The sequence below is a fragment of the Granulicella sp. 5B5 genome (genome assembly GCF_014083945.1).
Lineage (GTDB): Bacteria > Acidobacteriota > Terriglobia > Terriglobales > Acidobacteriaceae > Granulicella.
Genome location: NZ_CP046444.1, coordinates 907,004 through 920,493, shown reverse-complemented (window position 1 = coordinate 920,493; position 13,490 = coordinate 907,004). Strand labels below are relative to the sequence as shown.

The following is a 13,490-nucleotide window of genomic DNA, read 5'->3' as shown; positions in this document are numbered from 1 at the left end:
ACAGAAAGAAAAACAAAAGCAAAGACGAACGCAGATTACCTGCGGGAATGACAATGAAGAAAGCAAGCTGCGGTGTTTATTTTTGGCCGTAGGTGGCGTTGGCGCCGTGCTTGCGGAAGTAGTGGCGGTCGAGGAGAGATTGGGCGACCTGCAAGGAGTTGCCGGGTAGGGTGAGGGTGCGGTAGGCCATGCGGGCTATGGCTTCTAGGACGACGGCGTTGTGGGCGGCGTCGTGCGCGGTTTTGCCCCAGGCGAAGGGGGCGTGGCCTGCGACTAAGCAGGCGGGGACGGCGAGGGGGTCGATGAGGAAGGTGCCGTCTGTCGCTTTGAAGCGGGAGACGATGGCGAGGCCGGTTTCGTGGACGTAACGGCCTGCGATGGCTTCGTCGGTGAGTGGTGGTGAGCAGGGGACGGGGCCGTAGAAGTAGTCGGCGTGGGTGGTGCCGAGAGATGGGATGGGAAGGCCAGCCTGGGCGAAGCTGGTGGCGAACTCGGAGTGGGTGTGGACGACGGCGCCGATGGTGGGGAACTCGCGGTAGAGGAGCGTGTGGGTGTCGAGGTCGGAGGACGGGTTGAGTGCGCCTTCGACGATTTTGCCGTGGAGATCGGTGACGACCATGTGCTCGGGGCGGAGGTCGTCGTAGTCGACGCCGGAGGGCTTGATGACGACGAGGCCCTGCTCGCGGTCGATGCCGGAGGCGTTGCCGAAGGTGTAGAGGACGAGGCCGCGGCGGACGAGCTCGAGGTTGGCTTCGAGGACCTGTTCGCGGAGAGAGGGGAGAAGCATGGGGACTCCTGAGTTGGTGGCGGTGTTGAATGTCTGCATCCCACTCATGACCACGATACTGCCGTGGTCATGAATGGGGCACCCGAGCGTTGGTGCCGGTACGAGCACGCAGCAGATTCCCTTCGGGAATGACAAACAAAAGGCAACAGCAACGACGTTTGGGTTCGTTGAGTTTATCGGAGTTGCTGGCGGGGGTCGCGGAGTTTGGTGTCGTTGTCGATGACGATGAGTTCGAGGTTGGCGATCTCAGCGAAGTCTTCGAGGTGTTCGAGTGTGAGGGCCTGGCTGAGGCAGGTGTGGTGGGCTCCGCCGGCGTAGATCCATGCGGCGGCTGCGATCTTGAGACTCGGTTGTGGCACCCAGACGGCGCGGGCTACGGGGAGTTTGGGCAGCGGCTGCTCGGGCTGGATGACGTCGACGAGGTTGACGAGGAGGCGGAAGCGGTCGCCCATGTCGACGAGTGAGGCGTTGACGGCGGGACCGCTGGGACAGGTGAAGACGAGGCGGACGGGATCGTCCTTGCCGCCGATGCCGAGGGGGTGGACTTCGACGGCAGCTTTTTCGGTGGCGATGCTGGGGCAGATTTCGAGCATGTGCGAGCCGAGGACTTTCGGCGTGCCGGAGAAGTCGTAGGTGTAGTCCTCCATGAAGGAGGTGCCGCCGGGCAGGCCTTGCGCCATGACCTTCATGGTGCGGACGAGGGCTGCGGTCTTCCAGTCGCCTTCGCCGCCGAAGCCGTAGCCGGAGGCCATGAGGCGCTGGGTGGCGATGCCGGGGAGCTGGTCGAGGCCGTGGAGGTCCTGGAAGGTATCGGTGAAGGCGCCGAAGCCGCCCTCCTCGAGGAAGGCGCGGAGGCCAAGCTCGATCTTTGCGGCGGTGCGGAGCGAGGCGGGGCGGTCGTGCTCTTTGGCGATGGAGTAGGTGTCGCGGTACTCGGCGACGAGTTTGTCGATGTCGGCGTCGGTGAACTGGTTCATGCGGGCGACGAGGTCGCCGACGCCGTAGCCGTTGACGCTGTAGCCGAGGGCGATTTCTGCTGAGACTTTGTTGCCTTCGGTGACGGCGACCTCGCGCATGTTGTCGCCGAAGCGGGCGACCTTGAGGTTTTGCGACTCATGCCAACCGACGGCGGCGCGGGACCAGGCGGCGATCTCGGCGATGGTGTCGGAGTCCTGCCAGAAGCCGACGACGACCTTGCGCGGAAGCTTGAGGCGCGCGGTGATGAAGCCGAACTCGCGGTCGCCGTGCGCGGCCTGGTTGAGGTTCATGAAGTCCATGTCGATGGTGGACCAGGGGAGCTGCTTGTTGAACTGCGTGTGCAGATGGAGGAAGGGCTTCTGCAGAGACTGCAGGCCGGCGATCCACATCTTCGCGGGGGAGAAGGTGTGCATCCAGAGGATGAGGCCGATGCAGTGGGGGGAGTTGTTGGCCTCGCGGCAGAGGGCGCGGATCTCGTCGGGCGTGGTGAGTACGGGCTTGAAGACGACTTTGAAGGGGATCGAGGTGCCGGCGGTGAGCGAGGCGGCGATTTTTTGCGAGTGCTCGGCGACCTGGATGAGGGTCTCGGGGCCGTAGAGGTGCTGGCTGCCGGTGACGAACCAGAGTTCGAGGGTGTCGAAGTTGAGCATGAGGGTCTGAATATTCCTTTTAGGAAACGTTTTCTAGGGAAGTGTAGAGAGGTGGGAAGGTGGGTGTCAATGCGGGTGGAAGGGAGTTCGGATGCTTATGCATCCTGCGAAAAAACGCAGATCTCTCCGCCGCGTCCGCAAGAACGCGGACTTCAGTCGAGATGACACTTCATGGGTGGTACGGGCGAGACGCAGATTCCCTGCGGGAATGACAAACAAGAAGAGCAAAAGCAGATTCCGATTCCTTGGGGAAATGACAAGCGAGAAAGGCAACAGCAAAAGCGTTCCCGCGAAGGGCGCTACGTTAGCAAAGGTTCGCCACGGGAGGGTGCAGTCCTTGAGTGTTCGGCGATGCGGCGGAGTTCGGGAAGGATGTTGCCGAGGGATGTTGCGGGGCTGTTGGGTTGGCCGAGGGAGAAGTAGATATCGCGGTAGAGCGGGAAGAGCTGGTTGTAGATGGCCACGGCGGCAGGGCGGGGGGTGAAGGTCTTGAAGGGGAGGCAGAGTTTTTGCTGCGCGGCTTCGATGGTGGGGAAGACGCCGGCGGCAACCATCGCAAAGATGGCGGAGCCGAGGCTGGTGGGGACGCCATCTGGGACGAGGACGGGTTTGTTGAGGACGTCGGCGTAGACCTGGTTGAGGACGGCGTTGTGCTGCGGGATGCCGCCGGCGTTGATGATGCGGATGACGGGGACGCCGTGCGAGGCCATGCGGTCGAGGATGATGCGGGTGTGGAAGGCGGTGCCTTCGATGGCGGCGAAGAGCTCGTCCTGCGCGGTGTGGATGAGGTTCCAGCCGAGGGTGATTCCGCCGAGCTCGGAGTTGACGAGGACGGTGCGGTCGCCGTTGTCCCAGGAGAGGCGGAGCAGGCCGGTCTGGCCGGGGGCGTAGGCTTCGAGGCCCTGCGAGAGGGATTTGACGTCGGTGGCGGCGCGACGGGCGATGGCTTCGAAGATGTCTCCGGTGGCGGAGAGTCCGGCTTCGATACCGGTGAATTGGGGATGCACGCTGCCGGGAACGACGCCGCAGACGCCGGGGACGAGCTCGGTTTTTGCGGCCATGGCGATGATGCAGGTGGAGGTGCCGACGACATTGACGACGTCGCCTTCGCGGCAGCCGGCGCCGATGGCGTCCCAGTGGGCGTCGAAGGCGCCGACGGGTATGGGGATGCCGGGTTGGATGCCGAGTTGGTTTGCCCAGTGCTCGGATAGATGGCCGGCGATGGCGTCGGAGGTGCTGTAGCGGCTGTTGAGTTTTTCGCGGATGCCGTCGAAGAGAGGATCGAGCTTGGAGAGGAAGGACTGCGGCGGAAGGCCGTCCCAGCGGGGGTTCCACATCCACTTGTGTCCCATGGCGCAGATGCTGCGTGGGACTTCGGCGGGGTTGGTGATGCCGATGAGGGTGGCGGCGACCATATCGCAGTGTTCTAAAGCGGTTGCGAATTTTTCGCGGAGAGATGGGTTGTGGCGGAGCCAGTAGAGGAGCTTGGCGAAGCCCCACTCGTGGGAGTAGACGCCGCCGCACCAGTCGATGGCTTCGAGGTGCTCGGCGTGGGCGAGGGCTGTGATCTCGCGGGCTTCGGCGTGGGCGCGGTGGTCGCACCAAAGCATGTAGTCGTCGAGCGGCTGGAGGTGGGCGTCGACGGGGATGACGGAGGAGCCGGTGGTGTCGAGCGCGAGGGCGACGACGTCGGCGCCAGAGATGCCGGTTTGCTGGAGGACGTCGCGTGTGGCTTTGGCGAGGGCCTGCATCTGATCGTCGTGGGACTGCGTGGCGAAGTCAGGGTCTTCGCGACGGCGGTGCAGAGGATAGCCAGCGGAAGCAGTGCCGAGGCGTCCGCGCTCGCTGTCAAAGAGCGTGACACGCACGCTGAGGGTTCCGAAATCGACTCCAGCAACGACAGCCATGCAGCGGTCTCCAAGGCTCCGGGCGATGATATCTCGTTTGTTGAAAACGTTTACCGGCAATAAAGACAGTAGCTGGCGGCGTGGATACGCGTCAACCCCGTGCTACTCTCATTCGAAAGCGATGCCTGAATGAAATTTTGCTGGCGTGCTTTGTATGGACAACCCCCTGGATGAAGCGTTCCCGAAAGTCTGCGAAGAGTGCGACACCTGCGAAGATCGATATTCGCAGTGTGGCTGAACGTGCGGGAGTTTCGATTGCGACGGTGTCGCGGGCGATGAACCGTGTGCCGACGGTGGATGCGGAGCTGGCGGAGCGCGTGTGGGCGGCGGTGAAGGAGCTGAACTACCTGCCGAATACGCAAGCGCGCGCGCTGGTGTCGGGCAAGAGCCGGTTGCTGGGGCTGATTGTTTCAGAGATTACGAACCCGTTTTTTCCGGAGCTGATCCAGGAGTTTGAGAACGTGGCGGTGCGGCACGGGTACGAGATCCTGATCGCTTCGACGAACTATGAGCGCAAGAAGATGGAGGAGTGCGCGCGGCGGATGCTGGAGCGCAAGGTGGACGGCGTCGCGGTGATGACGTTCGGCATTGAGGATTTTCTGTTCGAGCGGTTTGCGGCGGACAAGGTGCCCGTGGTGTTTGTGGATGCCGCGCCGGAGCGGCCGATGAGCAGCGCCCTGGCGGTGGACTATCGGGTGGGCATCGACGAAGGCGTGCGGCACCTAGTGGGGTTAGGGCATACCAAGATCGGGTTCATTACCGGGCCACTGCGGTTGCGGTCGGCGCAGGCGCGCAAGGCAGCGTTTGTGGAGTGTATGCAATCTGCCGGAGTGAATGTTGAAAGCGTGTGGGTGGTGGAGGGCGAACATACGCTGGAGAGCGGGCGCGATGCGATGGAGAGGCTGCTGGCGATGAAGGAACGGCCGACGGCGGTGATGTGCTCCAACGATATGACGGCGATTGGGGTGCAGCATGCACTGTTTGAAGCAGGGCTGAAGGTGCCGGAGGACCTGTCGCTGATTGGGTTCGATGATATCCACTTGGCGGAGTACACGATCCCTCCGCTGACGACGGTGCGGATGGCTTGCAAAGATCTGGCGGAGCGGTCTGTGGGGGCGCTGCTGGTCCATCTGAAGTCTGGGGTTGCTGAGGCCGCGGCGGAGATGATTCCGACGCGGCTGATTGTGCGGCAGACGACGGGTGCACCGAAGGAAGGGAAGAAGGCGAGGCGTTGAGGGATGGCGGTAGGGAAACGGGTCTCTCCGCTGCGCAGGACGATGGAGCTGTCCTACTTCGGTCGCCACAACACATCTGTGGTGGATGTGTTGTGGCGGTGTGAATGTGCTGCTAGTAGGCGGGTGGTGGCGTTGGCGCTGTGGAGGATGGGACGGGTTTGCCGGTGACGGTGAACGGTTCCATGAGTTCGACGCGGGTGCCGTCGGGGTCGAAGAGGTTGACCTGTCGCTTGCCGTTGACGCCGGTGTGGATCTCGAGGGGCTTGCCGTAGTCCTTGAAGGCGGGGCGGGATTTTAGTTCGGCGACGGCTTTTTGTATGTCAGGGACGGCGAGGGAGATGTGGTTCTTGCCGCCGAGGCTGCTGGGATTGAGCGGCGGGTGGAAGAGCATGAGCTCGACGTAGTCGTCTCCGTCGGGGGCCCTCATGTTGATCCAGCTGATCTCCTTGGCGCTGGGGCCGTTGCGCCAGGTTTCGGTGAAGCCGAGCATCTTGTAGAAGGCGACGGTCTTCTCGGCGTTTCCGACGCTGTAGCCGGCGTGGTAGATGCGCGGCGAGATGCGTGTGGCTGGGAGGAGCTTCCCGGCGGATTGCATTTCTTTGCCGGTGGGGAGGCTCTGGACGAACTCGATCAACATGCCGTTGGGGTCTTTGATCTCGAAGGCGTAGTCGCCGGTGTGGGTGGTGCCGTGGCCGGGTTTGACGTTGTAGCCTTTGGAGCGGAGGTAGGCGCGCGTCTGCGCGATGTTGTCGACCGAGAAGCAGAGGTGGCTCATCATGCTGGGCGGGTCGGTGGGCGGTTCGTTGAAGAGCTCGATGTGCTGGTGGTCGTTGATCTTGATGAAGGCGATGCGGACTTCGTTGGTGCCGGGTTTGTCGAGCGTGTAGGACTCGTCGTAGCCGAGGAGGCCGTGCCAGAAGTTGAGTGCTTTGGGTAGGTCCGAGACGAAGTAGCCGACGTGCGAGATGCCGGTGATGCGCGGGCGGGGGGCGGGCTGCTGCGCGGGGAGGCTGGTGACGGCGAGAACGGCTAGGGCTAGTTTTTTCATGGGGCCTCTGGAGGAGCGAGTTCCGACGCGGGTGAGTATAGTTCGCGGTTGCTATGAATGTCTTGTGCGGGCAGAGAAGCAACCTCGGGGGCTAAAGCCCCTTCTTTCTGGCGATCTATGAGACCCGACCCTAAAGGGCCGGGGTACCTAGAAGCCGTTCGCCTGTTGTTGACAAGTTTAGAGTGCTATTTTCGGGTGGGTGTTTGCGGGATGATATAGGGGTTTTCCGGCCAGGCGTGGCGGGGGTAGCGGCGCATGAGCTCGCGGCGTACCTGTGGGTAGAGGCGCTCCCAGAAACCGGCGAGGTCGGTGGTGGTTTGGACGGCGCGCTGGTTGGGGGCTAGGAGATGGACGACGACGGGTTCTTTGTGGGGGCCGATGCGTGGGGTCTCCTTCATTCCGAAGAAGTCCTGCAGGCGGGAGGAGATCCAGGGAGGGCGGTGGGCTTCGTAGTGGATTTTGGCTTGGCGGCCGCTGGCGAGGCGGAGGCTGAGTGGGGCGAGGTCGTTGAGGCGTCTGGTGTCGAGTGAGGATTCGAGAAGAGGGAGAAAGTTGCAGGCTGCGTCCTTGAGGTCGGCGAAGCTGTTGAGGCCGAGGCAGAGCTCGCGGAGAGTCTGTTTGAGGCCGGGTGTTGGCAGACCAGCGAAGGCGAGGCGCGCGAGGAAGGCGTCGAGGGTTTCCTGGTCGACGAAACGTTCGATACCGGCTTCGATGGCTTTGTGCGCGAGGAGCGTGGCGGCGTCTTCGGGTGATGCGGGGCCGCGGGATTCTTCGAGGATGAGCTTGTCGTAGAGGAGGGCGCTGCTGCGTTCGACGCGCTCGGCTGTACGGTTCCAGATGGGTTCGCTGGTTTCGGTGATGCTGTCGGGGAAGAGTTCGAGGAGCCATTCGGGCTCGATGCGGGCGGCCATGCGGATAAGGGGGAGCGGGTTTTCTTTGCGGTCTTCGGCGTCGAGGGCGAGGAGGAATTCGTAGGGTGGCGGGGTGCCGGCTAGCTCGGCGGTGATGCCGGTGGAGAGCTGGACCTGATTGCCTGCACGGCGACGGGCGACGCGATCAGGGAAGCCGGAGAGGAGTGAGAGGAGCAGGGCGTCGTCGTTGTGGGTTTGTTGTTTGGGTGGGCGGGCGATGCGGAGGAGTTGGTCGGTGTGCTGTCGCTGGCGGTCGTCGGGTGGGAGATCGAGGGCGGCGAGGATGTCGTTCTTGTGTGTGCGGGTATTGAGACCGAGGAGAGCGGCTGCGCGGCAGCCGTCTTCGCCGACGCCGCGGTCGATGGACTCGAGGACGATGCGGGCGAGGCGAGGCGGGAGTGGGAGACGAGCGAGGCGCTGGGCCATGGAGCCAACTGCGCCGAGGCGGTCGAGAAGGGATTCGGTGAGGGTGATGGCTTCGGGCGGTGGCGTGTCGAGCCAGTGGAGGTCGGCGAGGTGCGCGATGTTCATGGCGCGCAGGGTGAGGAGGAGTTGGGAGAGGTCGGCGCGGGCGATCTCGGGGGTGTCGTGGTCGGGGCGGAGGCGGAAGTCTTCCTGCAGATAGAGGCGGAGGACCTGACCGGGTGCGGTGCGTCCGGCGCGGCCTGCACGCTGGGTGGCCGAGGCTTTGCTGATGCGTGCGATGTGCAGGGTGGGCAGGCCCGTCCAGGGAGAGTAGGTGGCGGTGCGGGCGAGGCCGCTGTCGATGACGGCGGTGACGCCTTCGACGGTGACGGAGCTTTCGGCGACGTTGGTGGCGAGGATGAGTTTGCGCTCAGGGGTGGGGAGGATGGCGCGGTCCTGTTCGGCGGGGGTGAGGTCGCCGTGGAGAGGCAGGACGAGCAGGCCGGTGCGACGGGCGAGGGGTTCGCACTCGCGGATGGCGCGGCGGATCTCGGCTGCTCCGGGGAGGAAGGTGAGGATGTTGCCGGTGTGGCCTTCGGCGTTGAGGAGCTCGACGGCGTTGGCGACCTGCGTGTGCAGGGGTGCGGGCGAGTAGGGGAGATGGCGGATGGTGAGCGGGTACTGGCGGCCTTCGGAGCGGAGGACGGGGCAGTTGCCCAGGTAGTGCGCGATGGGGGCGGCGTCGAGTGTGGCCGACATGACGATGATGCGGAGCGTGGGGCGTGTTTGCTGGAGGCGCTTGAGGAGAGCTAGGGCGAGGTCGCTGTCGATGTGGCGTTCGTGGAACTCGTCGAGGATGACGGCGTCGACGTTGCTGAGTGTGGGGTCGGTGAGGAGGCGGCGGGCGAGGATGCCTTCGGTGACGAAGCGTATACGGGTGCGCGCGGAGAGTTTTTCTTCGAAGCGGACTTGATAGCCGACAGTGTTGCCGACCTCTTCGCCGAGCTCGGCTGCGACACGGCGCGCGGCAAGACGGGCGGCGATGCGGCGGGGCTCGAGGACGATGATCTCGCCGGTGACGAGCGAGAGGAGTGCGGGTGGGACGCGGGTGGTTTTGCCGGCGCCGGGAGCGGCTTCGATGACGAGGTTGGGGGTGTGGCGGAGGGAGTCGACGATGGCGGGGAGGATGGCGTCGACGGGGAGTATGGGGCGAGAGGTCACTGTGTTGAGGGGAACATGCGGGTTTGCGGAGCGTCAACGCGGCGGGGTGCTGGTAGTCTGGGCGGGCTTGAAGGAGTGGTGCGATGGGGCTGCGGGATGAGGCGCGAGGGATCTTTGCGGATGCGCTGCATGAGGTGGAGATTGGCGCGGTGATGCGGCGGGAGGTGCGCTGCGAGGGCGGTTGGTTGAGTGTGCGGGGATTGCGGTATCGGCTGGCAGAGTTTGAGCGCGTGGTGGTGGTGGCGATAGGGAAGGCCGCGTTGCCGATGGTGGAAGGGGCGATGTCTGCTTTGGGGAATGTGGTGCGTGTAGAAGGGGTGGTGGTTGGGGTGAGTTTGCCGCGAGTTGCGGATGCGCGGCTGCGGTATCTGGTGGGAAGCCATCCGGTGCCGGATGAGCGGTCAGGTGCTGCTGCGGATGCGGTGCTGGACTTGATGACGAGTTGTGATGAGAGATGTTTGGTGCTGGTGCTGCTGAGTGGTGGGGCATCGAGTTTGGTGGAGCGGCCGCTGAGTGCGGCGATGACGATGGAGGATGCGGCGGAGCTGCATCGGGAGCTGGTGCACTCGGGGCTGGCGATTGGGGATATGAATACGCTGCGGAAGCATTTTTCCGCGGTGAAGGGTGGGCGGCTTGCAGTAGCGGCGCGTGGAGTGACGATGTGTACGCTAATCGTGTCCGATGTGCCGCCGGGAGATGCGAGTGTGGTGGGGTCGGGGTCGACGGTGGCTGATCCGACGACGGTGGAGGACTGCTGGAGGATTGTGAGGGAGCATGCGGAGTCGCTGAGGCTGTCAGAGAAGCTGCGGCGGTACTTTGAGGCGGCGGAGTTGGTGGAGACTCCGAAGGCGGGAGATGTGGCGTTTGCGAAGACGGATGCGATGGTGCTGCTTTCGAGCGATGAGCTGTGTGCGGCGGCCCGGAAGAGCGCAGAGCGGCGTGGGTTTGCGGTGGTGGTGGATAACGGTTGCGATGAGTGGGGATATCGGGAGGCTGCGGCGTATCTGCTGGACCGTGCAGAGGTGCTGGCGCGGGAGAACGAGCGGGTATGTGTGTTGTCGGCTGGGGAGGTTAGTGTTCCTTTGAGTGGGAAAGTTGGAGTTGGTGGGAGGAACCAGCAGTTTGTGTTGGAGTGCGCGCGGCTGGCCGCGGAGCGGGGGCTTGTGGTGACGGTGCTGAGTGCGGGGTCGGATGGGATTGATGGCAATAGTCAGGTGGCGGGCGGGGTGGCGGATGAGACGACTGTGAAGCGGGCGCGGGAGCTGGGATTGTCGGTGGAGGATGCGTTGGCGCGGTTCGATAGCTATGAGTTGCTGGCGGCTCTGGGGGATGCGATTGTGACGGGGCCGACGGGGAATAATCTTCGCGATCTGCGTGTCCTGCTGGTGGGACGTGTACCGAAGGGCGGGACAACCGTCGATGACGCTATACAAAGGCATGTGGTGACGGCATAATCGGATTTTCCTAAGGATGGTTGACTTTGGCGCTGCTGGGATTAGCGATGAGCTTTGCGGATTTGCCGGTGGGGGGCGCTGGGACGTGGGCGCAGAGCTATGACCCGATGGGGCATTGGTGGTTGACGACGCTGATTGCGGCGGTGCCTTTGGTGCTGCTGCTCGCGTTGATGCTGGGGATACGGATGAAGGCGCACCGCGCATCGTTGATTGCGCTGGCGGCGCTGTTTGTGGTGGCGGTGGGGCTGTTCCATATGCCGGTGAAGCTGGCGGGGCTGGCGACGGGGTATGGGATTGCGTATGGGCTGTTTCCGATTGCCTGGATCGTGTTTCCCGTGATCTTTATGTATGAGCTGACGGTGCATGCGAAGCGGTTTGAGCTGCTGCAGCAGTGCTTCCAAGGGGTGACGCAGGATGCCCGGCTGCAGCTGCTGCTGATCGCGTTTGCGCTGGGGGCGTTCTTTGAGGGGGCGGCAGGGTTTGGGACTCCTGTTGCCGTGTGTGGGACGCTGCTGATTGGGATTGGGTTTGCTCCGCTGGAGGCCGCGGCACTGGCGCTGCTGGCAAATACGGCCCCGGTGGCGTTTGGCGGGCTGGGTACGCCGGTGGTGGCGCTGCATGGTGTGACGGGGTTGGATATCCATCTGCTGTCGCGGATGATTGGGGTGCTGCTGACGCCATTCTGCGTGCTGGTGCCGTTCTGGTTGATTGCGGTGTTTGCAGGGTGGAAGCGGATGCTGGAGGTTTGGCCAGCGATTCTGCTGTCGGGCGTGTTGTTTGGCGGCGTGCAGCTGCTGGTGGCGTCGTTCCATGGACCGTGGCTGGTGAACATTGTGGCGTCGGTGGTGACGATTGCAGCGCAGGTGATGTTCTTCAGGGTTTGGCGGCCGCGGCGGATTATAGGGACGCAACTGGAGGATGTCGCGGAGAGCGGGAGTGAGCTGTGCCGGCCTTCGCGTTCGCTGGTGATGCGGGCGATGATGCCGTGGGCGATCCTGACGCTGTTTGTGGCGCTGTGGGGCACGCCGTTGGTGGGGCACTGGCTGGGGTCGTTCAGCACGATGATGTTTCCGATTCGTGGCCTGGATAAGGTGGTGCTGCGGATGCCTCCGGTGGTACCCGCGCTGCATGCCGAGGCGGCGGTGTTTACGTTCGACTGGCTGGCGGCGACAGGGACAGGGATCTTTATCGCAGCGTGGGTTGCGGCGTTTGTGATGGGGCTGAAAGTGCGCGAGACATTGGGAGTGTTGCGGCTGACACTGTGGAAGACTCGCCACACCATCATTACGATTGGGGCTTTGATGGGCTTTGGGTTCCTGATGCGGTTCTGCGGGCTGGATGGGGTGCTGGGGCTGGCGTTTGTGAAGACGGGGGCTCTGTATGCGTTCTTTGGAACGCTGATTGGCTGGATCGGAACGGCGGCGACGGGGTCGGATACGTCGTCGAATGTGCTGTTTGGGAGCCTGCAGAAGCTGACGGCGCTGCAGCTGGGGATCCCGGCGGTGGTGATGGCGGCGGCGAACTCGGGTGGTGGAGTGATGGGGAAGATGATTGCCCCGCAGAGTGTGGTGGTGGCGAGCACGGCGGCGGGGATCTATGGAAGCGAGGGAGTGATCCTGAGGCGGGTGGTGCTGCACAGCCTGGCGCTGGCGTCGCTGATGGGGGTGACGGTACTGGTGGCGCTGCATGTGCCGGCGATTGTGAGACTGGCGGCGCCGTAGCGTGTCAGGACGCTAAAGTCGAGAGGTGTGAACCGAATTTGGTTCGGGATATCCACTGAAAACTGAATATTCACAGGATAAGGCCTTGAATGGTGTGGGTTTGCCACGCATACTCGCAGCTAGAGCGTTGCTGCGCAGGTAGTTACGCTCTGAATCGCCCGGTGAAGCAGCGGATAGATGCCTGTGGAACCGCCCGAGAGATGAGCATCATGAGCCGTTACTGCCGAGAAGATGTAGTGCGCATCCTTCGACTGCCGGTCCGCCAGCTCGCGAAGTGGGAGAAGGCAGGTCTGGTCAAGACGTCGGAGGAGTACTCCTTTGATGAGCTGGTGAAGCTGAGAAAGCTGCGGGACCTTGGGGCGTCACGGATTTCGGTGAAGAGCATTGTGCGTTCTGTGGACGCGATGCAGAAGGTGTCGGGAATGGCGAACCCGCTGCTGGAGTCGGTTGCGGTGGGCTGTGGGTCGCGCGTGGCATGGCGCCAGCATGGGGCGCTGGTGGACCCGGTGACGCGGCAGATGGCGTTTGATTTTGACCTTGGGCCGAAGGCGGGTGGCATGGCTGTTGTGCACAAACGCGGGCAGGACCCAGTTGGCCAGAACGGCGAGACGCAGGAGATGTTTCTGCGGGCGGTGCGGCTGGAGGAGATTCCGGGCCGGCTGAATGAGGCCAAAGAGATCTATGAGACGATCCTGGAGATGAACCCGGGCCATGCGGCCGCGGCGATCAACCTGGGGACGATCCGGTATAACGAGCGTGACTATGCAGGGGCCGAAGGGATGTACCGGCGGGCCACGGAAGCCGATCCGGAGTATGCACTGGCGTTCTTCGATCTGGGCAATGTGCTGGATGAGCAGCAGCGGCTGCCGGAGGCGATTGACGCCTATGAGCGGGCACTGAAGCTGGTGCCACAGTATGCGGATGCGCATTACAACCTGGCGTTGGCCTATGAGCGCACGAAGGAATCGCGCAAGGCGCTGCGGCACTGGACGGCTTATGCGCAGCTTGATCCGACTGGGCCGTGGTCGAACCATGCCCGCGGGCAGGCGAAGCGGATACTGGCGAGCGAACGGCTGGCGATCGTAAGCCGGCATGGGCGCACGATGATGAAGATGGCCGGTTAGCGTCCACGCTGAAGACAAGCGTTTTTCTATCCATATAAGATGCTTCGCG

The 13,490-nt window shown here is 63.5% G+C and carries 9 protein-coding genes; 4 read left to right on the top strand and 5 right to left on the bottom strand.

The genetic code is table 11. From position 1 onward, the window contains the following. Positions 1-76: 76 nt before the first annotated feature. The 3 genes from GOB94_RS04010 to GOB94_RS04000 all read right to left on the bottom strand — a co-directional run bounded on the left by GOB94_RS04010 (position 77) and on the right by GOB94_RS04000 (position 4,322). Positions 77-787 (bottom strand): L-ribulose-5-phosphate 4-epimerase, encoded by a 711-nt coding sequence (locus tag GOB94_RS04010; protein WP_182278422.1) that lies wholly within the window; start codon positions 785-787, stop codon positions 77-79. Positions 788-960: 173 nt separating this feature from the next. After that, the gene (gene araA, locus GOB94_RS04005) at positions 961-2,415 is read right to left on the bottom strand and encodes an L-arabinose isomerase (RefSeq protein WP_182277612.1); all 1,455 of its coding nucleotides are present in this window, start codon (positions 2,413-2,415) and stop codon (positions 961-963) included. Between the two features lie 299 nt (positions 2,416-2,714). Further along, positions 2,715-4,322 (bottom strand): ribulokinase, encoded by a 1,608-nt coding sequence (locus GOB94_RS04000; protein ID WP_182277611.1) that lies wholly within the window; start codon positions 4,320-4,322, stop codon positions 2,715-2,717. Positions 4,323-4,492: 170 nt separating this feature from the next. Between GOB94_RS04000 and GOB94_RS03995 the strand changes: the two genes are divergently transcribed. Next, the gene (locus GOB94_RS03995; protein ID WP_182277610.1) at positions 4,493-5,557 is read left to right on the top strand and encodes a LacI family DNA-binding transcriptional regulator; all 1,065 of its coding nucleotides are present in this window, start codon (positions 4,493-4,495) and stop codon (positions 5,555-5,557) included. A gap of 112 nt (positions 5,558-5,669) precedes the next feature. Here the strand turns inward: GOB94_RS03995 and GOB94_RS03990 are convergent, their stop codons facing one another. Next, positions 5,670-6,605 carry a VOC family protein gene (locus GOB94_RS03990; protein ID WP_182277609.1) on the bottom strand — a complete coding sequence of 312 codons (936 nt, stop codon included), beginning with the start codon at positions 6,603-6,605 and terminating at the stop codon, positions 5,670-5,672. A gap of 185 nt (positions 6,606-6,790) precedes the next feature. Next, positions 6,791-9,142: an ATP-dependent helicase HrpB gene (hrpB, locus tag GOB94_RS03985; RefSeq protein WP_182277608.1), complete on the bottom strand. Its 2,352-nt coding sequence runs from the start codon at positions 9,140-9,142 to the stop codon at positions 6,791-6,793. An 83-nt stretch (positions 9,143-9,225) separates the two neighbouring features. Here hrpB and GOB94_RS03980 point away from each other — a divergent pair, with 83 nt between their 5' ends. The 3 genes from GOB94_RS03980 to GOB94_RS03970 all read left to right on the top strand — a co-directional run bounded on the left by GOB94_RS03980 (position 9,226) and on the right by GOB94_RS03970 (position 13,441). Next, positions 9,226-10,596: a DUF4147 domain-containing protein gene (locus GOB94_RS03980; RefSeq protein WP_182277607.1), complete on the top strand. Its 1,371-nt coding sequence runs from the start codon at positions 9,226-9,228 to the stop codon at positions 10,594-10,596. A gap of 47 nt (positions 10,597-10,643) precedes the next feature. Continuing rightward, positions 10,644-12,317 carry an L-lactate permease gene (locus GOB94_RS03975; RefSeq protein ID WP_182277606.1) on the top strand — a complete coding sequence of 558 codons (1,674 nt, stop codon included), beginning with the start codon at positions 10,644-10,646 and terminating at the stop codon, positions 12,315-12,317. Positions 12,318-12,526: 209 nt separating this feature from the next. Beyond that, complete coding sequence (locus GOB94_RS03970; RefSeq protein ID WP_182277605.1) at positions 12,527-13,441, top strand: tetratricopeptide repeat protein; 915 nt, start codon at positions 12,527-12,529, stop codon at positions 13,439-13,441. Positions 13,442-13,490 lie beyond the last annotated feature (49 nt).